Here is a 26,916-nt window from a genome sequence, read left to right as displayed (position 1 = left end):
AGCCTGGAGCAACATGAGCGGGAAAACAGTATGTTAAGAACGTGCTTTCACTTTAATGAAAGCGGCGTATTAGATTCGACCTGTTTGGAACGGGCCGATACGCACCAAGTTTTCCGGATCATGCTCTCCCCCAAGCTGTTCAGTAGAGAAGTATTCGCGGCTGTTCAGCGGCGCATGCCAGCGTGCTGCTAGGCGGCGGAACAACCCCCATGAAGCCAGGTTGTCGGGGGTAATAGTCGTTTCCAAGTGATGTACATCATCAAGCTCAGGACGCGACATGATGGCTTCCACCAAACGCCGAGCAAGCCCTGTGCCACGCGCCTTTTCACCGACCGCCACCTGCCACAGAAAATATGTGTCAGGCGCATTGTCTTTCACATAGCCGGATACGAAGCCTACGATTTCACCGCCTTCGTTGGTTGCTACGGCACACGTATCGCGAAACTGCGTGGCGAATAGCAAATAAGCGTAGGCCGAATTTACATCCAGCGGTGGGCAGGCTTTAACCAGTTCATATACGCCCCAGCCATCGTCTGCATTCGGCTTACGTATAAATAATGGAGTCTCTGCATGCCCTACCACGGCATCCGCGACCGTTGGCCTGGCAAGGTCTGCAGAAGGAGTAAAAGGTGGTGTCGGCGTACTCATAGTTATGCTTTGCTGTAGCGAATTTGACGGCCATTATAACAGCTGATTATGAGCAATTCAAAAACCATATTATTCCCCACCCCCATTTCCATAATTATTTGTTATGCAAAGCCGCTAGACAATCGCATTTATAATCCAAGCAACTTATATAATTTAAGAGACTTACCTGCGTGTCAGCGTTCGCATCGTAACGAACTCCTCTGCCCCGGTTGGATGAATACCCACCGTCCGGTCAAAGTCCTGCTTGGTCAGCCCCGCCCTTACCGCGATAGCAATTCCCTGGATGAGTTCACCGGCATCGTCACCAACCATGTGAGCGCCCACAACAACATCGGTCGCATCATCCACTACCAGCTTCATGAAGGTACGCTCTTGGCTACCGGAAAGCGTGTGTTTCATGGCACGAAAGTCGGTGCTGTAGACGCGGATATTAGTAAATTTTTCACGCGCATCCTCTTCGGAAAACCCCACGGTGCCAATATTAGGATGGCAAAAAACGGCCGTTGGAATCGTAGCGTAATCTAACGGTTTGGGCACACTGTCTGAAAAGTGATAATCAACGACCTGCATCGCTTCCGCCAGGGCCACCGGTGTTAATTCTGGGCCAGCCGTTAAGTCACCCAGCGCTAGAACCGAGGGAACATCCGTTTCAAAACGTTCATTAACAGGCACTTTTCCCGACTCATCCAATGCCAAGCCCAGATGATCAAGCCCTAAATCGCCAATATTGGCTTTACGCCCAGTGGCGGCTAGCACTACATCAACTTCAAGCACGTCACCGCTGGTGAGGTGGACGTTATAGGCATTGTCGGCTGCTTCAATGCGATCGATATTGGTATTGAAGTGAAGATTGATGCCCTTTCTTGCCATTTCAGTGCGGGTGAACTCGCGAACCTCTTGATCAAAGCCTTTCAAGAATAGTTCACCGCGATAAACAAGGTGCGTCTCGCTTCCGAGCCCATTAAAGATGCTGGAAAACTCAACGGAAATATAGCCACCACCCAGCACAAGAAAGCGCTTAGGGAACGTGTCCAGATCAAAGATTTGATTTGAATCCAAGGTATATTCGCTGCCTGGAAAAGTAGGAACCCAAGGCCAGCCACCGGTGGCGAGCAGAATTTTTTGTGCGGTCACTGACGCGTCGCCATGCTTACCACTTAGCGTTACGGTATGGGCATCGACCAACCGCGCCCGGGCATTAAATAGAGTAACTCCAGCGCTTTCTAGCATGCGCTGATAAATACCGTTGAGACGTTTAATCTCGCTGATTTTATTGTCGCGCAACGTTGCCCACTCAAAATGTGCGGGTCCGGGCAGCTTCCAGCCAAACCCTGCTGCATCGTCAAAGTTGTCATGAAAATGCGCAGCGTATGAGTAGAGTTTTTTAGGCACGCACCCAACGTTGACACAGGTTCCGCCCAGGTATCGATCTTCAGCAATTGCCACGCTAGCACCGGTTGCTGCAGCCATTCGCGCGGCACGCACACCGCCAGAACCAGCGCCGATCACCAGCAAGTCGTAGTCGTATTTGGAAATGTCTGCCATGGTTTGCTCCTGTCGAGTGAAAAAATTTAATGCCAACATTTGCAACTTATCTTTGTTGACCTAGCTCTCAGAGAAGGTTAAAACCATCCGCTACTATTTGATACTTGCTATTGCTTCATACTACCTGAAGCTACAAGCGACTTAATATTATGGAGACTCTATGTCTGATGCTATTGCGACGCTACTGGATAATAATCGTGCCTGGGCTGAGCGCATGTGCGAGGAAGATCCTGAGTACTTCAAGCGCCTCTCTAGTCAGCAAAACCCTGACTATTTGTGGATTGGTTGTTCCGATAGCCGCGTGCCGGCCAACCAAATCATTGCGCTCCCGCCTGGGGAGGTATTTGTACATCGTAACGTAGCTAATTTACTCCACCATACAGACATGAACGCCCTGTCGGTGGTTCAGTTTGCCGTGGACGTGCTTAAAGTTAGCCATATTATGATTGTGGGTCATTACGGCTGTGGCGGCATTAAGGCGGCCATGACCGGAGGCGAGTGCGGCGTCGTCGATTACTGGCTGCACTCCGTGCGCGAACAGTACAACCAACATAGAAGTTCTCTCGATCATCTTCCTATGGAGGATCAGATTGACCGTATGTGTGAAATTAACGTCAAAGCACAGGTTAATAGCCTGTGTCGCACTAAGATTTTGCAACGTGCCTGGCAGCGTGGTCAGGATATCTCGGTACATGGGTGGGTCTACGGATTAAGCGATGGCCGTGTCAAAGATCTTAACTGCACTATCACTGGCTTAGAGCAAGTGGAAACGCTTTATCGCATTGATCGCCTGCACCAAGGCGATTAAACGCCCTTACCACGCCTGCCGCTTGTGGCAGGCGCGCTTATTGCTCAAGCAGTACTCGCTTAATTAATGGTGCAGGTAACGCCGGTACCCTTCAAGCCACAGTAGCCATTTGGGTTTTTGTCGAGATACTGCTGGTGATAAGCCTCAGCGTAATAAAAAACATCCAGCGGCTTAATTTCCGTGGTGATACGCCCCTTACCCGCGTTGCTCAATGCCTGTTGAAAAGCAGAGGCACTCTTTTCAGCCGCCGCTTGCTGGGCAGCCTCCGTTGTGAAAATGGCTGAACGATACTGCGACCCTGTGTCATTTCCCTGACGGTTCCCCTGAGTAGGATCGTGCTGCTCCCAAAATACTTGCAAGATCGCTTCAAGCGTCACTTGCTGAGGATCAAAGATCACTCGTACTACTTCAGTATGGCCCGTGCGCCCAGTGCAGGTCTCGTCGTAGGTCGGGTTCGGGGTTTCGCCTCCGGCATAGCCTGCTGCTGTCACGTAGACACCAGGCAGCTGCCACAAAAGCCGCTCTACGCCCCAAAAGCACCCCATACCCAGCACTATTTCCTCATAGCCCAGGGGAAATGGTGGATGTAACGAGTGGCCACTAATGGTGTGTGTGTCACTCGTTACAATTGGGGTGTCGCGGCCTGGCAATACGCGGTCTGTACTTGAAACAGTGCTGGAAAATAGCGACATATCGCCCTCACTTATTGCTGTTTGAGAATTCCAGGGCTACCGGAGCGGGTAAACGTATAAATCAAATCCACCGCTTGGTTGGTGCCTGATACGGCCTGCAAATAAAGATTACGCAAAAGCGTATAGCGTAAGGTTAGTTCTGCAATTGGCGAGAAAATTCCTACCCCGTAACTAATTCGCAGATCGTCCGTCAACTGACCGCTCACGGCAACCTGGCTATCGTCACCGGCGCCGGTGGTATCTAGGGCCAAATCATCAATACCAAAAGCTTGGCCGATTGAGCCTACTGCACCGCCTGTCCGCCCCAGTGACATGCCAATTAACGCGGTTGTCAAAGCGCTATCAATCCCGCCACCCGCAGCATCCGGCGCGCGGCCACGTAGAAGATAAGATAATGCACTCGATTCATTCATCGCAGGTTCAGAGAATATCGCTACATTAGGTTCTTGGGCGTTGCCCGTTACCCGCAGGCCAGCGATGACATCATCCTCGGTTATATCCGGATTGCGAATCGCTTCGAAATCAAGCCGAGGTTGGTCAGGAGGACCGCTGAACAGTATTTGGCCGCGACGAATCAATAGGTCCTGCCCAAAAGCCTTGAACCGACCGTCAACCAGATTAACATCACCAAACAGCTGCAATGCCCCGCCGCTTTGACGAATTTCTAGCGATCCCCCAAGGCCTGATTCTAAACCGTAGGCCGCGAACTGCATATCGCCACCCAGGGTCAGGGTTACCAGTATATCGAGCTCCATACCAGTTGCTGCAAGCTCATCCGACGTACTTGGACCTTCACCGCTGACAGCGACACGCTGCCTTTCAAGCTCCGCCTGGCGATCCTCGCGCTCTGTAATAATCACTTCATCGCCACTGGGCGTTACTGCAGATGACGGCATATCGCCAATTTCCAGGCGAGCCCAGGGTACATTGATATCGCCCCTTACTTGTAGCCTTTCCGGCGTCACTCGCACGCGAATATCCGGCGCCGCTTCCAGCCGACCAAACTGCGACAATACGATCAGGATTGGCTCCTGCACGGCATTCAAGTCAACGCCAATACGCCAGTCATCGCCGCTTGGCCAATAAGCATCACCGGTTATTTCTAAACGCCCACGCTCAGCCGCTAGAAATCCATTAATATCGCCCTGCTCACCATCGAATGAAACGATGAGCTCACCATCTTGAACATCAACCGGAATGTCAGGGCCATTAACTTGGATGCTGCGCAGTCCAAGCTGGCCCTGTAAATCAGGCTGACTGGTCGTTCCCGTTATTTGTACGCTGCCCGTCAAATCCCCGGCCAAGCGATCCATACCCACAACCATCGGCCGATAAGGTTCTAGCGAAATATTATTGGCGCGCAGCTCCCCATTCAGCACGCCGCGCCCTAACGGATCGTTAATCGAGAGGTTAAAATTCAGATCACCCGCCTCCACTAGAGACAGCGCAATGTCCGCATCAGCTTGAGCCTGGTTAGCCTCAACTTGCGCATCTAAACTGATTTTGGGCAATTGCACTGGCTGGCCATAGTCATTGACCGCTGTAATTGCCACATCGCTTAAGATGCGTAGATCCGCCTGCCATTGAGCGCCGCCCCGACGCCAGTTTGCGGCAAGATCCGCCGTGGTATCGCCTTCTAACTGCCACTCTTCGGGTAAAAAGGGCTCTAGCATCTCCATTGGCACTTCACGCACCGTCAGCGTTGCATTACCTTGTTGCGCCGAGGCAGTAATTACCTCTTCAGAACACACAAGGCCACCTTCTTCACGACGCAAGCAAAACGGTGACAAGCGAGCCTGACCATCGGCAAGGTTGTAGCGTAAATCTAGCGGCGCTTCAAGGCGGATTGTGCCCGCTTCAGAATCAATTTCTAAGGGCGTTAAACGTGCCTGATATTGTTGACTTTGCTGATTAAAGCGGCCTTCTAATGCGATCAAAGCACGGCTTAATACTGCATCATTTTGCCCCAGAACCGTCAGCTCTAACTGATGTTGCGAAAGACGGCCGGACAACGTCGTTGTAATATCTGATAGTGATTGACCACCCGCTAATACGTTGGTCATGGCTAACTGAACATCTAACAGCGGATCTTCTAGCCCTTTCACATCAGCGGTTAGCTCAAGCTGTTCAATACGGTTTTCAGCAAAGCGCAGTGCGTCACCTTGCAAGTTGGCAATTAATTGAGGTTGGTTAAAGCTACCGCTTGCCTGCAGTGTACCCACTAAGGTGCCGGCAAGATCCGGTGACAGCGTTTGCAATTGACGCAGGGCTATATCCGCATTCAATGACATCGCTTGTTCACTGATTTTGCCTTCCGCTTCTATGCGATTACTGCCTTGAGTGAACAGCAGTTCATCAATATCAACTTCCAAATTACTGTTAGCGTCAAAAACAGCTTGCAGGGTTAGCGGATAGTCGCGCAGCTCGCCATCAATGGCGAGATTGGGCACGCTTATAGCCCACTGATTCTCCAACTGGCGCACTGACAGCTCAATGTCACCATTTAAATTACCGTCTAATTGATCTACAAAAAGCCCTGGGTCAAACTGATCCAAGCGCACACTCGCATCTACCTGCAACAGTGCTAACCAATTAACGGTGCCTTCACTACTCAAAGTGCTATCGCCCACGGCCAATGTGAGAGGCTGCCAGCTGAAGTGCTCAAGATCGCCTTGGCCCCTGAGGTTAACTTGGGTTTGCGGAACGCTGGGACCCTGCACAGAAAGACCTAGTTGGGCACGATAGTCGCTGATAGTACCCGTGAGCTGTAGGTCTACATCGTCGATGATATAAGGATCGACGGCATCGTCGCCCTCAAGCGTATCGGCAACCTCGTTAGAAGCAGTGGCTGTCTCATTACTCGGCAGCGGCCACTGCACATGCTCACTTTGCAAGCGCAGTTGGAAAGGCAGCGTGGGTGCTAGCGCATCAATCTGCCCGCTAAGTGTAGCGTTCACCACTCCGGAGGCCTCAAACTGCGCCTCAAGGGCATCCATTGAGCCAGACAGCACCAGGGTCAGCGTTTCACCGTTCAGTTCAGGAAACAGTTCAGGTAAGAAAAGCTCTACATCTAATCGGGCCGCTAAAGGATAGTTGCCGCTCAGGGTAGTCTCTGCCGTTAATTCTGCCTGGGCATCCTGGGTCACGACCGACAACTGCGTTACTTCAACGTCGCTACCGTCAGTTAAAAGCCCTAATTGAAGGCTCTCAACACTATATTCAACGGCGCCTTCTAAGCGGAAATCACTGACGGTAAATTCAGGTATCTGAACATTGACGGGCAGTGTGATATCCGGAAGCACAAGTCGCTCTCGTGCTTCAAGCGGTTGTTCGGCTGATTCGGCGATTTCTACTACATCATTTTGTGGCTGATGGAGCGCTATAGAAGCATCAATAGCCTCACCATAAAGCGGCGTATCTATTTCTTGGGTTAACAAAATGCCAGGGGATGGCGGCAAATAGACGCGAGGCGCCTCTAAATGCGTTGGCGCGAGGTGTACCTCGTTCCCTTCTGCAACGGCTGAGGAATTTAATAAACGCCAAGATACCTCGGTTCCATTAGCAAGTCGGAGGCTGACATCCTCTAGCTGTAACGAGCGCAGTTCGATAGGAAAGGGAAAGCGAATCGATAACGGCGCACTGTCTTCTTTGGGAGGGGACTCCTGCTCACTGGCTGCTCCTAGCCGAATATCAGCCCCCACAACACGAAGCGTATCAATGCATAAGCGCTTTGACAGTACGCAGTCATCAGCCCAGGCCAATTCAAACTCATCAATACCAATGCGCGTTTCACCTAATCTTAGCTGAAAACCCTCAAGCACGAAATGATCGAGTAAACCGCCTTCATGATGGGCGTACGAGAAAAAATCGCGCTGCTCGCCTTGTGAAAGCAACATGCCCGTTCCCCAGGGGGATAGCGCGGCACCCAGAATTAACGCTACAAGCCCAAACAGCCAAATGGGCAGCAGGATAACGATACGTACCAGACTCCAAACCAACAGCCAGATTCGAGATTTCAGAGACAGCACATGGCGCTGTTCAGCAGTAGATGATTCAACCTGTGACAAGTCTTTCTCCTAGAATTCCGGTCCGATGGAAAAATGCAAGCGAAAAGCATCTTCATCGTCAAAGGGATGGGCAATGTCTAAGCGAATTGGTCCCACCGGCGAGATCCAGCGTACGCCTGCGCCCGCACCAGTTTTCAGATCATCGGGAGCCCAGTCATCAAATGCATCACCATTATCAACAAACGTGGCCGCCCACCAGTCGCCGGTAACACGCCGCTGATACTCCAGTGTTGACGTCAGCATTTGCTGACCACCACGTAGACGCCCTTCATCATTACGCGGAGAGAGGCTTTCATAGGAGTAACCGCGTACGCTGCGATCACCGCCGGCAAAAAAGCGTAGCGATGGAGGCAACTTATCAAAGTCTTCCGTTTCCATCGCCCCTACACTGATGCGCGCTAAAAAGCGGTTATCGTTACCGATGGTACGAATCCATTCCGTATCCCCCGTCATGCGTGCAAACTGGGCATCCGAGCCCCAAACGGTGTCTGAGTATTCGAACGAAAGCTGCTGGCGATCGCCCCATAGAGGGAAGCGCTGGGGCCGTGTGCGCGTACGCGTCCACTGAACACCGGGATAGAAGAGCCAAACTTTATCGGCCTCGCCGCCCTGAACAAAGTCCACATAGCTGGTGCGAAGATACAGCAGCTGGACCCAGTCATTGTCAAACTGCCAGCGCCGCGCAACTTCCACGGTGCCTTCTAGCAACTCAGTATCGTTGTCATCAAGATTACGAACGCCGTATTGAAGCCGGTAGCTATCGCGTAACGGGTTTTCAAGAGGTATATCGTATACCCCGGTGAAACGTTGCTCTGGTGCAGATAAATAAAGATCGTGATCAAGGCTATGGCCATAGCGATTGATCCACGGCTGTTCCCAGCCAAAACGAAGGCGCGGGCCCACATCGGTGGCAAAACCGATACCTACCTCAAACTGATGGCGATCCGCAGGTTCAACGCTGACATCAATAGGAAGCTTTTTATCATCGTGTTTATTAATACTGAGTGCACTGGCTAAGGCATCGCTGCTCAAACGCGGGCGCTGTGGTTGAGAGGCCGTAGCCTCACTCCACCAAGGATCACTATAGCCAGGAGGCGCAATAGTTAACTCCTGATCGGCTGCGAGACGTGGGCGCACGGAAATAGAACTGAACCAGCCTGTGTCAGCGAGACGTTGACTATAAAGCGCTAAACTTTCTGCCAAATAGGGATCGCCAGACTCAAAGGGCTGCATACGGCCAAGACGGTCAAGCTCAATATGACTCCCCTTGATCGAGGTGGGGCCAAATTGATAGCGCGCACCGCTGTCAAAATCCATGTACAAGCGAGCACTTTGCAAGTACGGGCGAACCTCCATGCGCTTGTCGGTAAACCCCCAGTCAAAATACCCGCGCTCTATGGCAAGGCCGGACAGTTGACCACTAAGGCGATCCCACGGTGCATGGCGTAATACGTCACCCTCTTTAAGAGGAAACGCCTCTAATGCATCTTGAAAAGGCGGGTCATCCCTCGCCTCGCCTTCAACGTTAACGGATAGTGCTTCGACTTTTACTTGCGGCCCCGGTTCAATGGTCAGCCACACATGGTCGTCGGTGTTTCTTTCCAGCGTTATCTCTGGCTCATAGTAACCATATACGCGCATGGCTTCTTGAGTCCGGCGGCGCACTTCGCCCTCTAAGCGAGCGTCGGTATATTGCTCGGCGTCGACATTCTGTAAGTAGGCTTTAATGTTTTTATCGACTTCTCCGGTGACGCCCTCAATGGTCGCATCAACGGCCAATGCCCCTGATGATGCACAAAAAAGTGGTAGCGCTACAAAAAAAACTCGTCCTGTAGCTGAAACCCATCGCTGTTGTCTTCCCATACATTTTTTTCCTAACCTATATCAGCGGCTTCATCGTTCTACCCATTTAATGCATTAGCAAATCACGGGTGTCGACGTCAGAACATTCTTTCTTTAACGCAGCATTTCTAACTGAGCACTGAAGGCGAGCTGCGCTTGACGCACCTGGCGCAGCTCGCTTTCAAGTGTACCTAAGCGCTGGCTCCACTGCTGCTCTAATGCCTGCAAAGCTTCTTGGTCAACCGGGTCTTCACTATCAACGAGCGCTGCTTCAAGCGCGTCGAATCGCGTTGCGAACTCGTCTCTTTGCGCTGCCAACTGCCCTTCCCAAGAGCGGCTAGCGCTGTCGATCTGGCTATCCTGTTCTTCAAGCCGCTGGTCTGTGAGTTGCTCTAAATGGGCAACTTCTTCAACCAAACTTTGTCGACCCGCTACGCCCGTCTGCTCTAGTGTATTAAGCGATTCACGAATCGCCATTAGTTGACTATCGCGAAGCGCCGCCCGCTCTTGAAACTGCTTTATCTGCTGTGCGAGAGCATTAATCGAATCACTTGAAACCATATCATCACTATTAGTGAGCAGGCCGTACAGCTCTTCGCGAGTATCAATCAGCGAAATTGATAGTTGCTCTTGCTCTTGGAACAGTGTCGACATTTGCGCCTGCACAAAGGTAATCGCGTCTTGCACATCACCGTCGCCTGAATCAAGCCGGGCATGAACATTGGACACCTCTCCGCTGACCACGCTCAGTTCATCTAACAATCGTTCATGCTCATACCAAAGTCCAGCCGCCGACACGATCAACAGTCCCATGATCAAAAATATGAATAGCCACAACGGCCAGAGCGCTGGCCCTTTTCGATGGCGCATAGGTTGCGTCGTCAAGCTTTGATCCACGTCGGGTACAATACGAGAGGAGGCGCTAGCGTCTGGCATGACATTTCCTCAAAAAGTCTTCGGATCGGCACGGCGGCCTATTCCCCGGTACATTATTCCACAGCTGGCAACGAACTCAGGATCATAAATATTACGTCCGTCCAGTACTAGCTTAGCGTTTAATAGTAAAGCGAGCCGATGCCAGTCAGGGTTCCAATACGTTTTCCATTCTGTGACCAACATCAGTACGTCGGCTCCTTCACATGCCTGGTAAGGGTCATGGGTAAACGTACGCAGGTCATCGCGTTCACCCACAAAGGCCCGGAGCGCTGGCACGGCGGCGGGGTCATGCAACTGAACCGTCACACCCTGTGCCCATAATGCCTCAAGCAGCGTCAGCACCGGGGCATGATCGATACGTGCGGTACCAGGCTTAAAGGCAGCGCCCCAAATTGCCACTGTTTTGCCCGCAAGCTCGCCACCAAAATGCGACCATAGTTTACGAAACAGCGTCTCTTTTTTCTGCTCGTTGATGTCCATTACCTGCTCAAGCAGGGCTGAGTAGCGGCCGCTCTGCAGTTGAACATCGGCTAAGCGCATCAAGTCACGCGAGAAGCTAGGACCACCAAAACCACAGCCTGGATACAGATATTCAAAACCGATGCGCGAATCAGCGCCCATCCCTTGGCGAACATGTTCAACATCAACGCCTAACGTATCCGCCAAACCGGCTATTTCATTCATGTAACTGATGCGCGTCGCCAGCATGCCATTAATGGCTAGCTTCGTTAACTCGGCGGCACGGCGCGGCATGCACTGAAATACTTCGCGGCGTCGATTAAACGCGCGTAAAAGCTCTCTTGCTACCTGCTCGCCGGTGGCATCATCACACCCCAGTAGCCACCTTGTAGGGCGAGTAAATGAATCCCAAGCACGGCCTTCTTCTAAGGTGTCAGGAAGGGCTACGCTAGTGTGCTGAGCCCCCATCAGCGTATGCAGGCGCTCGGTTTCCCCTACCGGAAAGGTCGAATTATTGACCAGTACAATGCCATGCTGATCGGCTAACAGTGGATCTTCAAGCAGCGTACTGGCAGCCCTGCGTTGAGCAGGTGATAATGCTAACCAGATAACGTCAGGGATAGCGGCTTCTGACAGCTGCCCAATGATTTGAAGAGTGCCCTCCGCTAAGCCTTGATCAAGGCGCGCCCTCAACTGGGGTTCGCTGAGTAGCCAGTCGACCTGTGAAAGAGCAGGCCAAGGCGCGTCCGCGTGTGGCAGCCACTGCACTTGATGGCCTACCCAAGCTAACGCGGCAGCGGCGGTCGCGGCACTTAATTCGCTTCCATAAAGTAGCACCCGCATGCATTACTCTCCTAGGTGGTAACGCAACAGCAGCGTTTGAAAAGCTTTTCCAAGCTCAGGATGACAACGAGCATAAGCGAGCGTAGCAAATACGTAGCATGGCTAACAGCTAATGGAATCACAGGCCTATCAACAATCGTAATCACCTCCTTGGGAATAGCCTTCGATGCGTGCAAGCAGCGAGTGCCAAATCCAGCCACGGGGAGCATGGCCTTGCGAATCATAGAGAGGTCCTTTTCATGCGTTCCGACACAGGAGTGGTTAGAATGTCCATAATACTGAAGGCGCGGGTGGATGCCACCTCGCACTAGACGATAACGATGGGGCAGCGGTGTAATTATTTCACCAGCTGTGCAATGACACTGGGAGCCACACTATGCAAGCGACACCACAGGATAGCACTGCTGATTACTATCAAGGCAACGTCGATGCAGCGGAAGTCGCCAAATTTGAGGCGCTTGCGAGCCGTTGGTGGGATCAAGAGGGCGAATTTAAACCGCTGCACGAGATAAATCCGCTGCGCTTGGATTTTATTGATGCCCGCGCCGGTCTAGCCGGGAAAAAAGTCCTTGATGTAGGCTGCGGAGGCGGAATTTTAAGCGAGTCTATGGCACATCGCGGGGCTATAGTGACAGGCATTGACTTGGGTGAAGCTCCCCTAGCGGTAGCCCGCCTGCATGCACAAGAGCGTGGCGTTGACCTAGATTATCAACACATCAGCGTAGAGGCCATGGCGACCAAGCAGCCCGGGGTTTATGATGCGGTTACCTGCATGGAAATGCTTGAGCATGTGCCCGACCCCGCATCGGTGATCAGAGCCTGCAGTGCTCTTGTAAGACCGGGCGGCTATGTATTCTTCTCCACGCTTAATCGCACCGCAAAATCCTATGCGTTTGCCATTTTAGGCGCGGAATATGTGCTCAAGTTGCTACCCCGCGGCACCCATAGCTATGCAAAATTTATTCGCCCGTCAGAAATGGCCGCTTGGTCGCGCCACAGCGGCTTAGAAGTGCGTGAACAAACTGGGCTTACCTACAACCCTTTAACACGCCGCTATCGCTTGGCTAGCCACGATGTCTCGGTCAACTACATGATGTACTGCCGCAAGGTGGGCAGTTAAATGACGAAGCAAGCACCGCAAGCTGTTCTCTTTGACCTAGACGGCACCCTCGTCGATACCGCACCGGATTTGGCTAATGCCACCAATGTGTTGCGCAGCCATCATGGCTTAGCACCACTCCCGTTTGAGGTAATACGTCGTGAGGTATCTAACGGTGGTAATGCGCTGGTGACGCTGGCGCTTGGGCTCGATATTGATTCGTCACAACATATTCAGGCACGAGAGTTTTTACTGGATGCGTACGAACAGGCCGTCGCTGTTCATAGCCGAGTTTTTTCGCCCTTGGACGTTTGGCTGAATGATTGGCATCGCAATGGGCAACCGTGGGGAATTGTGACTAACAAACCGCGCCGATATACCCTGCCACTGCTCGAAAAGCTGAATTTACAGCCAGGAGCGCTGCTATGCGCAGATGACTTGAGTGTCAAAAAACCGGCACCTGAACCACTATGGGAAGCTGCCAAGCGCTTGAACGTTACGCCGGATCAGTGCTGGTATATTGGCGATCATGTTCGCGATATAGAAGCCGCCGTAGCAGCCGGAATGACGGCAGTAGCGGTGGGCTATGGCTATATCAGTAAAGAGGACAACTATAAAGACTGGCCTGCAGACATCTGGCTTGAAGAGTGCGAAGCGCTCGTCGATGCCCTAAGCGAATTTAAACGCTAAGCGCCGTCAGGCATCGAGACATTTATTATATGCGCGGCGGCTGAGCATCAAGCTTCTGGCCACTGACTCCCGTGCTATCGGGCCCCATTAACCATAAGTAGGTCGGCATAATGGCTTTGGGTGAACGCAGCACAGCCGGGTCTTCACCTGGGAAGGCAGAACGGCGCATTTGAGTGCGCGTAGCGCCTGGATTCAGCGAGTTAATGCGAATATTGGGCTGGCTCTCTAATTCATCGGCCAGCACGCCGACAAACCCTTCAGTGGCAAACTTGGAGACAGAATAAGCGCCCCAATAGGCGCGGCCTTTGCGACCAACACTGGAAGAGGTAAAGATTACCGAGGCATCATCAGACTCTTGCAATAACGGCAGCAGCGCCTGGGTCATCCAAATGGGGCCATTGATATTGACCTGCATGACTTGCTGCCACAGCTCGGGATCATACTGATCAAACGGTGTGATACGGCCTAACAGCCCTGCGTTATGCAATAGGCCATCCAAACGGCCGAACTCTTTGTCCAGCGTTTCGGCCATATCATGAAAATCTTTAAGCGTGGCACCTTCAAAGTTCAGCGGGAAAATGGCTGGCTGAGGCCCACCTGCCGCTTCGATTTCATCATAAACGCGCTCTAGCTTAGCAATAGTGCGTCCTAGCAAAATAATGGTCGCCCCATGCTGAGCATAGCTCAATGCAGCTGCGCGGCCAATTCCATCGCCTGCACCGGTTACCAACACAATGCGATTTTCCAATAGGCTGGGCGCTGGTTGATAGTCGATCTTGCAGCTCATGCTGATTCCTTGAAGCAAACGTTGTTAACTGGCTGATTGGCGTAAAAAGTCGTTCGCAAGACCTGCGGCGCTGCTTTGCGGGTAGTCGTCACGCACTTGCTCAAGCAACTCTCGACTACCTTCTGCTTCACCTTGACGCGCCTTGACCAGACCCAGCTTATAAAGCGCATCAGGCACTTTACTGCTGCCGCTATAATCATTGATAACGCGGCTAAAGGACTGGTCGGCCTCCTCTAGATCACCTTCTGCGGCGTAAAGTTCACCCAACCAATAATGACCGTTAGCCGTTAAGCTAGTGTCTGGGTGATCAGTGACAAAGGCTTCAAACGCTGCAATGGCTTCTGAAAAATGCCGGGCTTGAACGTGTGCAAAGGCTGCCTGGTAATCAGCCTGGGCATCTTCACTTACGTTTCGAGTAGAAGGCGCATCCACGACTTGCTCAGCGGCTTCCGGCTCTACGGCCGGTGTGGACTGCTCAATCTGAGTAGGGCCACTGCTCATCAACCGGTCTTCAATATCCAGGTACTGTTGCTGAGATTGACGACGCAACTGCTCTAGCTGGTGGCGCAGCTCTTCTATTTGCCCCCGCAGCTGTTGAATTTCTTGCTGATGTTCCTGCACCTGATTAAACAACACAAGATTACCGCCAGACGATTCTTCACGCTGCGTCTGCTGATAAAAGCCATTGCTGGGAACATTGGAAAGATCTTGGACAAGCGGCTGTTGTGCTACGGCAATTAACGGCAATACGGACAGCGGGAGCACCAAGGCTCCCGCACCGCACAGCCTCCCAAAGTAACGCTTGAGACTGTGATTCATAACAACTCCATCGATGAAAAACGGCGTGCCATAAGCACGCCGAAATCAACCGTAGTTAAATACTTAGTAGTTAAATACAACACGACGGTTTTGTGAATAGGCGCTGTCGCCTTGACCACTCACTGCCGGACGCTCTTCGCCATAGCTAACAACGCTCATTTGCGAATTGGAAACACCTTGGCTGTTCAAGAAACGCTGTACCGCTCCCGCGCGACGCTCACCTAGCGCCATATTGTATTCGCGAGTACCGCGCTCGTCCGTATGCCCGTGGAGGACCACTTGTGCATTCGGGTTGGCACGTAGGTAGCGCGCATGGGCCATCACGACAGATTCATATTCGCTCTTGATCGTGTCACGGTCAAAATCGAAATAAATGGTGCGCACTTCCGGAATGCGGGAGTCAGCTTGCTGGCCAGAACCTGAGCCAGTAGATGAACCGTACTGGCTGCCTGTGCCTGTACCGGAAGTATTAGAACCTGTAGTGCTGCCATCCTGGCTACCGTACGAGTCACCATCTTGGGTTCCGCCGGTGCTGGAACAGCCAGCGATTACCACGACAGATAGCGCTGCTACTAATGAGCGAGCCAACGGTTTAAGTTGCATAATCAGACTCCTTGCCTGAAAACTAAAATTTCGATTTTCGATGTTAGTTAATTAAGTCGATCAATTTAAGAAGGGTGACCAAGCTGGATCACGTACATCACCTTGTGCTGATGGCAGTCTAAATGAAGAGCGTCCATCGGCAGAAACAGCACTTAGCACCCCACTATTACCCTCTTGGGTAGCGAAGATTACCATGGTCCCGTTCGGCGCAACACTAGGAGATTCATCTCTTGTTGATTCACTCAATACGACTAAGCGATCGCCGCTTAAATCTTGCCGTGCCACTTGATACCCGCGACTAGAACGATGTATCAAGAATATCTGCTCGCCGTCAGGCGAATAGCGACCGCGAGCATTGTAGTTGCCGGTAAATGTCAGCCGTTTAGCCTCACCACCGCCCATCGAATACTGATAAAGCTGTGGGCCACTGCTACGATCAGAGGTAAACAGAAGGCTCTGACCGTCTGGCGCCCAAGCTGGCTCAGTATCAATACTATTATTATTAGTGATGCGCTCTACGGAACGGCTGCCGACATCCATAATATAAATTTCGGGCTGGCCGTCTTTAGACAGCGACATCGCAATACGACGGCCATCTGGCGACCATGCAGGCGCGCCGTTAATGCCGTCAAATGAAGTTGCCTGAACACGTTGGCCGGTTGCTACATCTTGAATATAGATGGCCGGGCGTTCTGTTTCAAAGGATACGTAGGCAAGCTTACTGCCATCAGGTGACCATGATGGCGACATAATCGGCTCATTAGAGGTCAATACCTGCTCACTGCGGCGCCCATCGGCATCGGCAACGTACAAACCGAACTGCATGCTATCGCCAACACCTTGGGCAGTCACATAAGCAATTTTGGTTGAGAACGCACCGCGAATGCCGGTGATTTCTTCAAAGATTTGATCACTAATATAGTGAGCAGCACCGCGAAGATCATTGCCTCTTACGGAGACGGTCTCACCGATCATTCTACGCTGACCGCTAATGTCCATGAGTTCAAACTGCAGCTCAAAACCACCGTCGGTTGGTTGCGCCCTGCCGACGACCAAGTAGCGCACATCAAGCGAATGCCATGTGCCAAACTGAACATCGTCAGACTGGCTAGGCGTCTCAAACATGGCGCTACGTGCTAGCGGGGCAAAATAGCCACTGCGCTCGAGATCATCCTGCACAATCTGTGCAACATCTTCGGGCATGCCGTCTGAACCTGCGAACGGCACCACGCCAATGGGTAGCGCCTGATCGCTACCTCGAGTGATCTCAATCGTTAAGTTGTCGGCACTTGCTACGCTACTGACGAACAGCAGCACACAGAACAACCACACTTTGCTCAATCTTTGCATCAGCGAACATCTCCCGGAGTAAATCGCAGATTAAACTGACGTAAATTACGCTGCTGATCGGCTGGCAAATCTCTCAATTCGCCAAACGGTGCAGCATGTTCCACGGCCTGCATAACAGACCTGTCAAAAGCACTATCGCCGCTTGATGTCACAATCGTCGTTGCTAACAGTTCACCCGATGGACCAAGACGTACCTGTAGCGTAGCACTCATCGAATCACTTGCACCGGCCGGAATCAACCAGGCCTGTTCAACTGCGCGACGAACGATATTGATAAAGCTATTGGCCGCCTGTGCAGCCTGCTGTGCATTGGCGGCGGCTTCGGCTTCACCTGCTAGCTGGCGCTGCATGGCGGCCGCCGCTGCTTCTGCGGCCTGACGTTGACGCTCCGCCTCTGCTTCTGCTTCACGACGCTGCTGCTCTTGTGCCTCACGCTGACGCCGGGCTTCGGCTTCCCGCTCACGTTCGGCTTCTTGCTCCTCACGCTGGCGCGCCTCTTCAGCTTCACGTTTTTGTGCGGCTTCTGCCTCATCTTCTTTACGCTGCTGCTCTGCCGCTTCGCGTTGACGTTCGGCTTCGGCGGCCTCTTCTTCTTCGCGCTGCTGTTCCGCGGCTTCCCGCTCGCGCTCGGCTTCAGCGGCTGCTTCTTCCTCACGCTTTTGCTCCGCAGCCTCTTGCTGGCGTCGGGCATCTTCTACTTCACGCTGACGTTCTGCGGCGGCTTCTGCTTCAGCTTGACGCTCCGCTGCCTCTGCAGCCTGCTGCTCAGCTTGCTCGGACGCTTCTGCCGCACGGCGCTGAGCTTCGGCTTCTGCCGCCTCGCGCGCTTCTTCTAATGCCTGAGCCTCAGCTTGAGACGCGCGTTGAGCCGCTTCTGCCGCCGCTTGCTCGGCCGCCTCTGCAGCAGCCTGCTGCTCCGCGGCGGCTTGCTGCTCACTTGCAGAAGGCTCATCGGGCGCATCAGGCTCTGTAGGCGCGTCAGCTGGCGCACTCATGGCCGCCTGCTGATCCGTTGCTTGCTGCGCTTGATCGGTAAATGTCTCCGTACTCACTAACGTCGCCTGAACAATTGAAGAGCTGTCAGGCTCTGCTGTTCGGCTGGGCAAGCTAACCAGGCTAAAGAGCACAATGGCAGCGTGCACGCCTATCGCCAAAACGGTGGGCCATTTATAGCCAACATCTTGGGGGTCGTGAGAAGACTTTCCTGCCATATACGCTTTGCCCTTACCCATCTTGCGGCGGCTCAGAAAGCAGCCCCACGTTGGCAACCCCCGCACCTTGGAGGGTACTCATAAGCACAACAATTTGACCATAGGCCACATTGCGGTCGCCACGCACCATCACCGGTGTTCCAGGACGCCGTTGCAAAATAGCCACCACGCGCTGGGACATTTCATCAAGCGTTACTGAGGTGGAGTCCTCACCGAGAGTGATGAAGTAACCACCGTCACTGTCAACCGAAATAATGATCGGATCATTTTCCTGCTCATCAATTGCTTGAGATGAAACCTGAGGCAGCTCAACTTGCACGCCCTGAGTCAACATAGGCGCAGTGATCATGAAAATCACCAGCAGTACCAGCATAACGTCGATAAAGGGGACGACGTTAATTTCCCCCATCGGCTTGCTTTTACCGCTACGATTAAATGGTCCTTGCATAGCTGTCTCCCTTAACTTGCGCTCGGTTTGCTGTCACGACCCTGCAGATTACGGTGCAAGATAGCGTGAAACTCTTCCGCAAAATCTTCATATTTGCCGAGCAGCCGAGAAGCGTCATTAGAGAGACGGTTATAGAAAATAACCGCTGGAATAGCGGCAAACAGGCCCATCGCCGTTGCGATCAGCGCTTCAGCAATCCATGGCGCGACCGTTGACAAGGTTGCCTGCTGGGTCAACGACAGTGCCTGAAACGACCCCATGATGCCCCAGACCGTGCCGAACAGACCGATATAAGGGCTTGCAGAAGCGACAGTGGCCAGAAAAACCAAGTGCTGCGTTAAGCGATCTTCTTCCCGTGACCACGCCACGCGCATGCTACGCTGCACACCCTCTAACACGGTGCCAGCATCACGCGTTTTAGGCATTAGCCGGTTGAATTCACGAAACCCAGCCTGGAAAACGTGTTCAGCCCCGTGCCGGGGGTCATCAACTGGAATCTCTCGATACAGCTCATTCAAGTCGACACCGGACCAAAAAGATTCTTCAAATTGGTTGTATTCTTGCTTGGCACGGCGCAGCGCTATACTGCGCTGAAAGATCACCACCCAAGAGAGGACTGACCCCACCACAAGTAGCAGCATTACCAGCTGTACGACAGTGCTGGCATTCATTATCAGGTGGGGAATGGACATGGTGTTATCGTTCACAGGTGCCCTCATCAATCTATTAGGGTCGGTATTTCCGACGCAGTGAATGGCCTCTTGGTTAAGAGGCCTGTATCAAAATCTTAAGCGCTGGCGGCCAAGCTTTTGGCCGTAAACGCTCTTTACTCAAGCATGCTATCTCGACTGTGGCGGTGCATAGGAGTTCCTCAGCGCGCCAAACTTGCTGCTCAAATGTCATCCGGCAACGCCCAACGTTTGTCACCTGCGCACTAATTTCCAACGCATCGTCCAAACTGGCTGGCTTTGCATAATCACAGGCCAAGCGGTATACCACTAGCTGTGTACCTTCGTCTAGCAGCGTTTGCTGATTAAAGCCTAGTTCGCGTAGCCACTCACTGCGCGCACGCTCCATAAACTTTAAATAGTTAACGTAGTAAACAATGCCGCCTGCATCCGTATCTTCCATATAAACACGTAGCGGCAGACGATAACTAGCAACGTTAGACAGACTCACGGGCGACGCTCCCCTTCTATATCGGTCGCCTGTTCGTGAGGAACGCGCTCAAAATGCAGCCACGCCTGACGTGTGACGACGCGCCCGCGAGGTGTACGCATGATTAAACCTTGCTGAATAAGATAAGGCTCAATCACATCTTCTATGGTGTCTCGCTCTTCGCTAATCGCTGCGGCTAATGAATCAATACCCACCGGGCCGCCATCGAATTTATCGATCATGGCCAGCAAGAGCCGCCGGTCCATATGATCTAGCCCATGGTGATCTACATTGAGCATATTGAGTGCTGCGTCTGCGATTGCTACATCAACCATACCGTTACCCTTCATTTCGGCGTAATCGCGCACACGGCGCAATAGGCGATTAGCTATACGAGGCGTTCCTCGTGAACGACGCGCCACTTCAACAGCCCCCTCGTGGCTGGTTTCTACGCCGAGTAGGCGCGCTGAGCGCGAAACAATTTCGGTAAGCTCTTCCAGGTTGTAAAACTCAAGACGCTGAACAATGCCAAACCGGTCGCGCAGTGGTGAGGTTAATAAGCCTGCACGGGTGGTGGCGCCGACCAAAGTGAAACGAGGAAGGTCTAGCTTTATGGAACGCGCAGCGGGGCCTTCCCCAATCATGATATCCAGCTGAAAATCTTCCATGGCGGGATACAAGACTTCTTCGACCACGGGGGAAAGGCGGTGAATTTCATCGATAAAAAGCACGTCGCCAGGCTCTAGATTGGTCAGCATAGCGGCTAAGTCGCCGGCACGTTCAAGTACTGGCCCGGAGGTAGATTTCATACCCACCCCCATCTCGGCGGCGATAATATGAGCCAGCGTGGTTTTACCTAACCCCGGCGGCCCGAACACCAGCGTATGATCTAGGCTCTCTTCACGTAACCGAGCGGCGCCAATGAAGATTTCCAGCTGTTCGCGAACGCGGGGCTGGCCAATATACTCATCCAGCCGCTTGGGGCGAATTGCGTAATCAATGCGCACCTCACCTTGCTCAGGCTCAGCGGCGATCAGCCGATCGTGTTCTAGCATAAGTGCTCTTTTTTTAAGTGCATTTTTTAAGTGCGTTTTTTAATCGTAAATTCAATAACGGTTTATGCCCAGCTTGTACGGCTAGCCATTCATTCGCTGCGTCAGCGCGGCTTTAATAAGCGCCTCCGTCGACTGATTAGAGTCTATGTCCGCCAACATTTTTGATGCTTCAGTGAGTTTATACCCCAAACTTACCAATGCGGCCTCCGCATCGGCGAGGTTGTCTCGTGCAGAGCCCCCGCCATTGGTAGCCTCAAGAGGCAGTAATGCATTGCTACCATCTTCCCACTCTGGAAAGCGGTCGCGCATTTCGATAATAAGCCGCTCGGCGGTTTTTTTACCCACGCCTGGCAGCTTGGTTAGCGCCTTACTATCATCGTCTCGGACGCAGCGCATAAAGGCATCTTCGTCCATGCCCGACAAAATCGCTAATGCCAGCTTAGGCCCCACGCCGTTCACCTTTATCAGTGCTCGAAACAGAGCACGCTCGTGCTCTCTTCCAAAACCGTACAGCAGATGAGCGTCGTCACGAATGGTTAGATGTGTGAATAACGAAACGCTTCCCCCGACGGCAGGTAATGCTACCAACGTGTTCATTGACGTTTCTAGCTCGTAACCTACGCCATGAACGTCGATCACGATCCAAGGCGGTTGCTTTGCCAGTAACTGGCCACTCAGACGTCCAATCATAAAGTCGCTCGCGCTCGGGTGAAAACGATAGGGTAAAACAGCCGCTTACTATAAAGTGACTATGTACAGATGACCAGTGGTAAGGCTTTGCATATGATCGATTTAAAGACGCCAGCGCCCCGTAGAGCGGCTGCGCCCCCGCGTCACAGTGCCAGTAAGTCCCGTTGCGCTGTAGGCATGGGTTAACGCAATGGCAAGCGCATCGGCAGCATCTGCTTGCGGGGTGGCCGAGAGCTGTAAAATAGCCGTTACCATATGCTGCACTTGTGCTTTATCAGCACCACCCTGGCCCGTCACCGACTGTTTGATTTGTCGTGCGGCATACTCGGCAAGGCTTAACCCGTGATTTGCCATACAGACTAATGCGGCCCCTCTTGCCTGACCCAGTTTAAGCGCTGAGTCCGGATTTTTAGCCATAAAAACACGCTCAATGGCTACTTGAGAAGGCTTGTGCAAACCGACGACTTCGCTGAGCCCTGCATAAATTTGTGCCAAGCGTTGCTCTAAAGCGCCGTCAGCAGTACGGATACAGCCGCTCGCTATGTAGCGAGGCTTGACGCCAATCACATCAATAACACCGTAACCCGTCACGCGAGAGCCAGGATCAATGCCCAGAATGCGTATGGGTACAGCAGGCTTACTTTCATCCATGACAGCGATACTCGAGTGGATTAGGCCTAACTATCAGAGCAGCATACAAAAACACCGACGCCGTAGCGTCGGTGCTGATCAACGATACAACCGCTTTATTCTGCGGCTGTTTCCGCCTTAACTTTTTGACGTAGGCGGATGTGGAGATCTTTCAGCTGCTCTGGACTGACTTCACCCGGCGCATTGGTCATTAAACAGGCCGCGCTTTGGGTTTTCGGGAAAGCAATCACTTCGCGAATAGTCTTAGCACCGACCATCAGCATCACCAAACGGTCCAGGCCAAACGCTAAGCCGCCATGCGGGGGTGCGCCATATTGAAGCGCATCCAGCAAGAAGCCGAACTTCTCTTGCGCCTCTTCTTCACCAATGCCAAGAATATCAAATACGGTGCTCTGCATGGCTTGGTCATGAATACGAATAGAGCCGCCACCGAGCTCGGTACCATTAAGCACCATGTCATAAGCCCGTGAAAGCGCTTTAGCCGGGTCAGCCTTGAGCTCCTCTGGCGTGCACGAAGGTGCCGTAAACGGGTGGTGCAGCGGGCTTAAACGACCACTGTCATCGGTCTCAAACATGGGGAAGTCGACAACCCAAAGCGGTGCCCATTCCTGGGTGTAAAGCTCCAGGTCAGCGCCCAGCTTGACACGCAGCGCGCCAATGGCTTCGTTGACGATTCGCGCCTTATCTGCACCGAAGAAAATAATATCGCCATCTTCTGCGCCTACGCGATCAAGCAGCTCTTCGACGATATTTTCCATAAACTTGACGATCGGTGACTGCAGACCCTCAAGCCCTTTAGCGCGCTCGTTGACCTTAATCCATGCCAAGCCTTTAGCACCATAAATGCCAACAAACTTGGTGTACTCATCAATCTCTTTACGCGACAGCTTGGCACCGCCGGGCACTTTGAGCGCCGCTACACGGCCATCATTGGCACTGGCTGGACCAGAAAAGACTTTGAAATCGACCTGCTGCATTAGGTCATCAACGTCGGTCAGTTCAAGCGGGATGCGCAAGTCAGGCTTATCAGAGCCAAAGCGATTCATCGCTTCTTGCCACGTCATTCGCGGGAACTCAGGAAGCTCAGCGCTCAATACTTCTTGGAACAGCTGACGAATCATGGTTTCAGCAATCCCCATGATATCGTTCTCGTCTACAAACGATGCCTCAATATCAATCTGGGTAAATTCAGGCTGACGATCAGCACGTAAATCTTCATCACGGAAACATTTAGCAATTTGATAGTAGCGATCAAAGCCGGCCACCATCAAAAGCTGCTTAAACAGCTGAGGCGACTGCGGCAATGCAAAGAAACTACCGGCATGCGTGCGGCTAGGCACTAGATAGTCACGCGCACCTTCTGGCGTGGCACGTGTCAGCACTGGGGTTTCGATATCCAAAAACCCCTGACCTTCAAGATAGGCACGCACGTTGTGAGAAATACGTGAACGCAGACGCAGCTTCTCAATCATGTCAGGACGACGCAGATCGATGTAGCGATACTTTAAACGCACTTCTTCGCCCACTTTTCCATGCTCATCAAGCATGAAAGGCGGTGTAATTGCCGCGTTAAGCACTTCAACATCTTTTGCTAACACTTCAATCATGCCCGTCGGCATGTTGGCATTTTGAGTGCCTTCTGGACGCAACCGCACGCGGCCTGTAATGCGCAGGACGTACTCGCTGCGAGCGCGGTCGGCATGAGCAAACGCATCGGCGGTATCGGGGTCGACCACGAACTGAGCGATACCATCGCGGTCGCGCATGTCGAGGAAAATTACTCCACCGTGGTCACGGCGGCGGTGAACCCATCCGCATACCGTAACCGTTTGATCCACCAAAGTTTCATTCAGCTGGCCGCAATAATGGCTGCGCATGTCAAATCCTGTTCTGTTACGTGGCAATTAATGTGTCGCGGGTCGTCCCAACCCTGGCAGCCTCGGCTATGCCGCGGCGCCCTTGTCTTTAGGAGTAGCGCTCTTAGAGGTAGCACTGGTATCACTGGTTTTACCAGCATCTGTCGATGCCGTTTTGCCATCAGCGACTAAATTCTTTTTGCTACCCGTTTTAAAATCGGTTTCATACCAACCGCCGCCGGCCAAGCGAAACCCTGCCGCGGATACCAAGCGGGCTAAACCATCGCTATGACACGCTGGACAATCCTTCAAAGGATCAGCACTAATCTTCTGCAGTTTTTCCATACGATGGCCGCAGGCCTTGCACTCATATTCATAGATAGGCATGTTGATGGCTCCTTATAAAGCTCAACGCTGACAGGTTCAGTTCTGAAAGACGCGTTTCTGACAGAAAGTAGCAAAAATAAACGCTGCCGAGCTGCCAATATGTGGCCAGTCGGGATAAATTCCAAGGCTGCGGTTGATCAAGCGCCGTTATTATACCCTTTTGTGCCCCCTGCCAAGCAAGATTATGCAGCCCAAGGCAGTTTATGGAGATAAAAAAATGCCCCACGCAGTGATATTAGATGCTAAGAGCCTAGGCCCCCAGATTGACTTAGCCGCCATTCGTGAGTCGGTTTCTCACCTTGAGGTGTTTGAGCAGAGCTCGACACAGCAGGCGGCTGAACGCCTTGCTGAAGCGGATATAGCAATTGTAAACAAAGTCGTTCTCGACGCAAAAACGCTGCAACAGCTGCCCAAGCTGCGGCTGATATGTGTACTGGCAACGGGCCTTAATAATATTGACCTTGAGATGGCCAAAGCTAATAACATTGAGGTCAAAAACGTAGCGGCGTACGGTACTGCCAGCGTTTCGCAGCACACTTTAATGCTCATGCTCTCGCTAGCCAATCGTCTCCCCCTTTATCAGCGCGACGTGGCCGCAGGTGAGTGGCAGAACAGCGATTTTTTCTGTCTGCAGGACTATCCTACGCTACAGCTTTCAGGCAAACATTTAGTCATGGTTGGACAAGGCGAACTGGGCTCTGAAGTTGCTCGTTTAGCGCAAGCGTTTGGAGTAAAAGTCTCCTTTACCGCCCGCCCGGGCAATGAGACAAACGACAAACGCCCGTCCCTTGATGATCTGATTGCGGATGCTGACGTTATTAGCTTGCATTGCCCGCTTAGCGACGCTACTAAGCATTTGATTAACAGGGAGCGCCTGGCTAAGGCCAAACCATCGCTGCTACTGATTAACTGCGCCCGAGGCGGCATGATTGACGAGATTGCTGCACTAGACGCGCTACGCAGCGGTAAACTAGGCGGACTGGCGGTTGACGTACTGCCGGCAGAACCTCCCAGAGACGGGCATCTACTGCTTGACGCGCTCGCCGAACCGCTTAATTTGATTGTCACTCCACACAATGCCTGGGTCACACCCGAAGCCAGACAAAACATTGTGAGTCTAACGGCAAACAATATTAGCGAATGGAAAACATCTCAGTGAAAAACACCTGAAAATCACTTCCCAGGCTGAGATACCTGAACGGCACTAGGGGCGTGGCGATCATCCAGAGTGCCATTACAAAACCTGGATGAGCCACACTACTGAGGTGAATGCGCTGTACTGGGGGCTATTTAAACGTACTCTTGTTTGATAAGCACCGCGCTATTGCGCGGAATTAATGGCCGACCACGACGCAACAGCAAAGATCGGGTAAAGGCAGCTCCGAAAAGCAAAATCAATGAACTGTAGTAGACCCAAAGTAAAATCATCACCACCGACCCGGCTGCGCCATATGTTGATGCCGTTGCCGTATAGGCTAGATAAATTGCGATGACACTGCGGCCCAATGTAAATAGCACTGCAGTCACGACCGCGCCAATAAACACATCCTGCCAGCGCAGCACGACATCGGGCAACACCTTGAAAATAGTAGCAAATAATAAAATTACGACACCAAATGAAATTAATGACTCAAGTGACATCGTCAAAAAACTCGCATAGGGCACGAGATTGTCGGCGGCTTGGAGCATCCCCCTCACCACTACACCCATAGCTAATGAAACCAGTAAGATAAAACCGATAGATAACACCACAGTGAGCGATAGCAGACGATTTTTAATAAATACAAATGCGCTATTAGACGTCGGCTTCGCCGTTACGCCCCAAATAGTGTTGAGCGAAAACTGCATTTGCGCAAACACAGTCGTCGCACCAACCATCAATGCAATGAAACCGAGTAGCGTCGGCAGCAAACCTGACTCTTCAATTCTCGATTGTGCGACGGCTTGCTCAATGGCCGATGCGGCATCAGTTCCTAAGGTACCCTGCAGCTGAGCCACTATTTGACCCTGGGCGGCCTCTTCCCCCAACACAACGCCGATAACCGTCACCGCAATGATGATAGTAGGTGCCAATGAGAACAACGTATAAAAAGCGAGCGAGCCTGCATAGCTAAACGCATTTCGTTCCAGCCATAATGAAACGGCATCTTGCACTACGTTCCACCAGAAGGTTGCCGTTTTTTTAATCATATTCACTTCCCATGTAATCGTTTATACGCGTTTTATAAGGCTTATCGTTATGCTAGCATACCGAACCACAGCGTTTAACGCA

General features: G+C 52.3%; 25 protein-coding genes and 1 pseudogene. 4 read left to right on the top strand and 22 right to left on the bottom strand.

What is annotated here, in order from left to right:
- Positions 1-69: 69 nt before the first annotated feature.
- A complete protein-coding gene (gene ectA / locus ACTH5D_RS08600; protein WP_441670219.1) occupies positions 70-648 on the bottom strand; it encodes a diaminobutyrate acetyltransferase in 579 nt (192 codons plus the stop codon).
- 162 nt (positions 649-810) lie between these two features.
- Positions 811-2,193, bottom strand: a complete 1,383-nt coding sequence (gene gorA, locus ACTH5D_RS08595) for a glutathione-disulfide reductase (protein WP_441670217.1) — start codon at positions 2,191-2,193, stop codon at positions 811-813.
- 160 nt (positions 2,194-2,353) lie between these two features.
- Between gorA and can the strand changes: the two genes are divergently transcribed.
- Positions 2,354-3,001, top strand: coding sequence for a carbonate dehydratase (can, locus tag ACTH5D_RS08590; protein ID WP_441670215.1), 648 nt, complete (start codon positions 2,354-2,356; stop codon positions 2,999-3,001).
- 59 nt (positions 3,002-3,060) lie between these two features.
- Here can and msrA read toward each other — a convergent pair whose 3' ends face one another.
- The 6 genes and pseudogenes from msrA to ACTH5D_RS08560 form a co-directional block, all read right to left on the bottom strand.
- Positions 3,061-3,693, bottom strand: coding sequence for a peptide-methionine (S)-S-oxide reductase MsrA (gene msrA / locus ACTH5D_RS08585; protein ID WP_441670213.1), 633 nt, complete (start codon positions 3,691-3,693; stop codon positions 3,061-3,063).
- 11 nt (positions 3,694-3,704) lie between these two features.
- The gene (gene tamB, locus ACTH5D_RS08580; protein ID WP_441670211.1) at positions 3,705-7,760 is read right to left on the bottom strand and encodes an autotransporter assembly complex protein TamB; all 4,056 of its coding nucleotides are present in this window, start codon (positions 7,758-7,760) and stop codon (positions 3,705-3,707) included.
- 9 nt (positions 7,761-7,769) lie between these two features.
- The gene (tamA, locus tag ACTH5D_RS08575) at positions 7,770-9,623 is read right to left on the bottom strand and encodes an autotransporter assembly complex protein TamA (RefSeq protein WP_441670209.1); all 1,854 of its coding nucleotides are present in this window, start codon (positions 9,621-9,623) and stop codon (positions 7,770-7,772) included.
- A 93-nt stretch (positions 9,624-9,716) separates the two neighbouring features.
- A complete protein-coding gene (locus tag ACTH5D_RS08570; RefSeq protein WP_441670207.1) occupies positions 9,717-10,538 on the bottom strand; it encodes a hypothetical protein in 822 nt (273 codons plus the stop codon).
- Positions 10,539-10,547: 9 nt separating this feature from the next.
- Positions 10,548-11,840: a nucleotide sugar dehydrogenase gene (locus ACTH5D_RS08565; protein WP_441670205.1), complete on the bottom strand. Its 1,293-nt coding sequence runs from the start codon at positions 11,838-11,840 to the stop codon at positions 10,548-10,550.
- Positions 11,841-11,905: 65 nt separating this feature from the next.
- Positions 11,906-12,064: pseudogene (locus ACTH5D_RS08560) on the bottom strand (UTP--glucose-1-phosphate uridylyltransferase); the annotation flags it as partial.
- A 152-nt stretch (positions 12,065-12,216) separates the two neighbouring features.
- Between ACTH5D_RS08560 and ubiG the strand changes: the two are divergent.
- Both ubiG and ACTH5D_RS08550 read left to right on the top strand, forming a co-directional pair.
- Entirely contained in the window at positions 12,217-12,960 is a 744-nt protein-coding gene (ubiG, locus tag ACTH5D_RS08555; protein WP_441670203.1) for a bifunctional 2-polyprenyl-6-hydroxyphenol methylase/3-demethylubiquinol 3-O-methyltransferase UbiG, read from the top strand.
- Complete coding sequence (locus ACTH5D_RS08550; RefSeq protein WP_441670201.1) at positions 12,961-13,629, top strand: HAD-IA family hydrolase; 669 nt, start codon at positions 12,961-12,963, stop codon at positions 13,627-13,629.
- A 25-nt stretch (positions 13,630-13,654) separates the two neighbouring features.
- Here the strand turns inward: ACTH5D_RS08550 and ACTH5D_RS08545 are convergent, their stop codons facing one another.
- The 13 genes from ACTH5D_RS08545 to ACTH5D_RS08485 all read right to left on the bottom strand — a co-directional run bounded on the left by ACTH5D_RS08545 (position 13,655) and on the right by ACTH5D_RS08485 (position 24,644).
- On the bottom strand, positions 13,655-14,416 hold the full coding sequence (locus tag ACTH5D_RS08545; RefSeq protein ID WP_441670199.1) for a YciK family oxidoreductase: 762 nt from the start codon (positions 14,414-14,416) through the stop codon (positions 13,655-13,657).
- A gap of 24 nt (positions 14,417-14,440) precedes the next feature.
- Complete coding sequence (gene ybgF, locus ACTH5D_RS08540) at positions 14,441-15,235, bottom strand: tol-pal system protein YbgF (RefSeq protein ID WP_441670197.1); 795 nt, start codon at positions 15,233-15,235, stop codon at positions 14,441-14,443.
- 63 nt (positions 15,236-15,298) lie between these two features.
- The gene (gene pal, locus ACTH5D_RS08535) at positions 15,299-15,838 is read right to left on the bottom strand and encodes a peptidoglycan-associated lipoprotein Pal (protein ID WP_441670195.1); all 540 of its coding nucleotides are present in this window, start codon (positions 15,836-15,838) and stop codon (positions 15,299-15,301) included.
- A gap of 60 nt (positions 15,839-15,898) precedes the next feature.
- Positions 15,899-17,188, bottom strand: a complete 1,290-nt coding sequence (gene tolB, locus ACTH5D_RS08530; protein ID WP_441670193.1) for a Tol-Pal system beta propeller repeat protein TolB — start codon at positions 17,186-17,188, stop codon at positions 15,899-15,901.
- Positions 17,188-18,420, bottom strand: a complete 1,233-nt coding sequence (gene tolA, locus ACTH5D_RS08525) for a cell envelope integrity protein TolA (RefSeq protein ID WP_441670221.1) — start codon at positions 18,418-18,420, stop codon at positions 17,188-17,190. The genes tolB and tolA overlap by 1 nt, the downstream gene beginning before the upstream one ends.
- Positions 18,413-18,847: a protein TolR gene (gene tolR, locus ACTH5D_RS08520; RefSeq protein ID WP_441670191.1), complete on the bottom strand. Its 435-nt coding sequence runs from the start codon at positions 18,845-18,847 to the stop codon at positions 18,413-18,415. Before tolR ends, tolA begins: the two co-directional genes overlap by 8 nt.
- 11 nt (positions 18,848-18,858) lie before the next feature.
- Entirely contained in the window at positions 18,859-19,539 is a 681-nt protein-coding gene (tolQ, locus tag ACTH5D_RS08515; protein WP_441670189.1) for a protein TolQ, read from the bottom strand.
- Positions 19,540-19,612: 73 nt separating this feature from the next.
- Positions 19,613-20,026: a tol-pal system-associated acyl-CoA thioesterase gene (gene ybgC, locus ACTH5D_RS08510; RefSeq protein WP_441670187.1), complete on the bottom strand. Its 414-nt coding sequence runs from the start codon at positions 20,024-20,026 to the stop codon at positions 19,613-19,615.
- Positions 20,023-21,060, bottom strand: coding sequence for a Holliday junction branch migration DNA helicase RuvB (gene ruvB / locus ACTH5D_RS08505; RefSeq protein WP_441670185.1), 1,038 nt, complete (start codon positions 21,058-21,060; stop codon positions 20,023-20,025). Before ruvB ends, ybgC begins: the two co-directional genes overlap by 4 nt.
- An 81-nt stretch (positions 21,061-21,141) precedes the next feature.
- Positions 21,142-21,750: a Holliday junction branch migration protein RuvA gene (gene ruvA, locus ACTH5D_RS08500; protein ID WP_441670183.1), complete on the bottom strand. Its 609-nt coding sequence runs from the start codon at positions 21,748-21,750 to the stop codon at positions 21,142-21,144.
- A 102-nt stretch (positions 21,751-21,852) separates the two neighbouring features.
- The gene (ruvC, locus tag ACTH5D_RS08495; protein ID WP_441670181.1) at positions 21,853-22,401 is read right to left on the bottom strand and encodes a crossover junction endodeoxyribonuclease RuvC; all 549 of its coding nucleotides are present in this window, start codon (positions 22,399-22,401) and stop codon (positions 21,853-21,855) included.
- A 95-nt stretch (positions 22,402-22,496) separates the two neighbouring features.
- Positions 22,497-24,278 (bottom strand): aspartate--tRNA ligase, encoded by a 1,782-nt coding sequence (gene aspS, locus ACTH5D_RS08490; RefSeq protein WP_441670179.1) that lies wholly within the window; start codon positions 24,276-24,278, stop codon positions 22,497-22,499.
- Positions 24,279-24,344: 66 nt separating this feature from the next.
- Positions 24,345-24,644, bottom strand: a complete 300-nt coding sequence (locus ACTH5D_RS08485) for an FmdB family zinc ribbon protein (RefSeq protein ID WP_441670177.1) — start codon at positions 24,642-24,644, stop codon at positions 24,345-24,347.
- 217 nt (positions 24,645-24,861) lie between these two features.
- Between ACTH5D_RS08485 and ACTH5D_RS08480 the strand changes: the two genes are divergently transcribed.
- The gene (locus ACTH5D_RS08480) at positions 24,862-25,803 is read left to right on the top strand and encodes a D-2-hydroxyacid dehydrogenase (protein ID WP_441670175.1); all 942 of its coding nucleotides are present in this window, start codon (positions 24,862-24,864) and stop codon (positions 25,801-25,803) included.
- A 131-nt stretch (positions 25,804-25,934) separates the two neighbouring features.
- On the opposite strand, the gene ACTH5D_RS08475 is transcribed toward ACTH5D_RS08480, so the two are convergent.
- Entirely contained in the window at positions 25,935-26,834 is a 900-nt protein-coding gene (locus ACTH5D_RS08475; RefSeq protein ID WP_441670173.1) for a YihY/virulence factor BrkB family protein, read from the bottom strand.
- Positions 26,835-26,916 lie beyond the last annotated feature (82 nt).

It is taken from the genome of Halomonas sp. (genome assembly GCF_052095695.1).
In the GTDB taxonomy this organism is placed as follows: domain Bacteria; phylum Pseudomonadota; class Gammaproteobacteria; order Pseudomonadales; family Halomonadaceae; genus Vreelandella.
The sequence above is the reverse complement of the archived record's forward strand: the minus strand, read 5'-3'. Positions and strand labels throughout refer to the sequence as shown.

Coding starts and splice junctions, on each gene's coding strand:
- ACTH5D_RS08475 (WP_441670173.1), bottom strand. CDS start 26,834: ATGATTAAAAAAACGGCAACCTTCTGGTGGAACGTAGTGCAAGATGCC.
- ruvC (WP_441670181.1), bottom strand. CDS start 22,401: ATGGATGAAAGTAAGCCTGCTGTACCCATACGCATTCTGGGCATTGAT.
- ACTH5D_RS08480 (WP_441670175.1), top strand. CDS start 24,862: ATGCCCCACGCAGTGATATTAGATGCTAAGAGCCTAGGCCCCCAGATT.
- aspS (WP_441670179.1), bottom strand. CDS start 24,278: ATGCGCAGCCATTATTGCGGCCAGCTGAATGAAACTTTGGTGGATCAA.
- msrA (WP_441670213.1), bottom strand. CDS start 3,693: ATGTCGCTATTTTCCAGCACTGTTTCAAGTACAGACCGCGTATTGCCA.
- ruvB (WP_441670185.1), bottom strand. CDS start 21,060: ATGCTAGAACACGATCGGCTGATCGCCGCTGAGCCTGAGCAAGGTGAG.
- tamA (WP_441670209.1), bottom strand. CDS start 9,623: ATGGGAAGACAACAGCGATGGGTTTCAGCTACAGGACGAGTTTTTTTT.
- tolA (WP_441670221.1), bottom strand. CDS start 18,420: ATGGGTAAGGGCAAAGCGTATATGGCAGGAAAGTCTTCTCACGACCCC.
- tolQ (WP_441670189.1), bottom strand. CDS start 19,539: ATGTCCATTCCCCACCTGATAATGAATGCCAGCACTGTCGTACAGCTG.
- ruvA (WP_441670183.1), bottom strand. CDS start 21,750: ATGATTGGACGTCTGAGTGGCCAGTTACTGGCAAAGCAACCGCCTTGG.
- ACTH5D_RS08485 (WP_441670177.1), bottom strand. CDS start 24,644: ATGCCTATCTATGAATATGAGTGCAAGGCCTGCGGCCATCGTATGGAA.
- ybgF (WP_441670197.1), bottom strand. CDS start 15,235: ATGAATCACAGTCTCAAGCGTTACTTTGGGAGGCTGTGCGGTGCGGGA.
- ACTH5D_RS08550 (WP_441670201.1), top strand. CDS start 12,961: ATGACGAAGCAAGCACCGCAAGCTGTTCTCTTTGACCTAGACGGCACC.
- ubiG (WP_441670203.1), top strand. CDS start 12,217: ATGCAAGCGACACCACAGGATAGCACTGCTGATTACTATCAAGGCAAC.
- ectA (WP_441670219.1), bottom strand. CDS start 648: ATGAGTACGCCGACACCACCTTTTACTCCTTCTGCAGACCTTGCCAGG.
- tolB (WP_441670193.1), bottom strand. CDS start 17,188: ATGCAAAGATTGAGCAAAGTGTGGTTGTTCTGTGTGCTGCTGTTCGTC.
- ACTH5D_RS08570 (WP_441670207.1), bottom strand. CDS start 10,538: ATGCCAGACGCTAGCGCCTCCTCTCGTATTGTACCCGACGTGGATCAA.
- can (WP_441670215.1), top strand. CDS start 2,354: ATGTCTGATGCTATTGCGACGCTACTGGATAATAATCGTGCCTGGGCT.
- gorA (WP_441670217.1), bottom strand. CDS start 2,193: ATGGCAGACATTTCCAAATACGACTACGACTTGCTGGTGATCGGCGCT.
- ACTH5D_RS08545 (WP_441670199.1), bottom strand. CDS start 14,416: ATGAGCTGCAAGATCGACTATCAACCAGCGCCCAGCCTATTGGAAAAT.
- ACTH5D_RS08565 (WP_441670205.1), bottom strand. CDS start 11,840: ATGCGGGTGCTACTTTATGGAAGCGAATTAAGTGCCGCGACCGCCGCT.
- pal (WP_441670195.1), bottom strand. CDS start 15,838: ATGCAACTTAAACCGTTGGCTCGCTCATTAGTAGCAGCGCTATCTGTC.
- tolR (WP_441670191.1), bottom strand. CDS start 18,847: ATGCAAGGACCATTTAATCGTAGCGGTAAAAGCAAGCCGATGGGGGAA.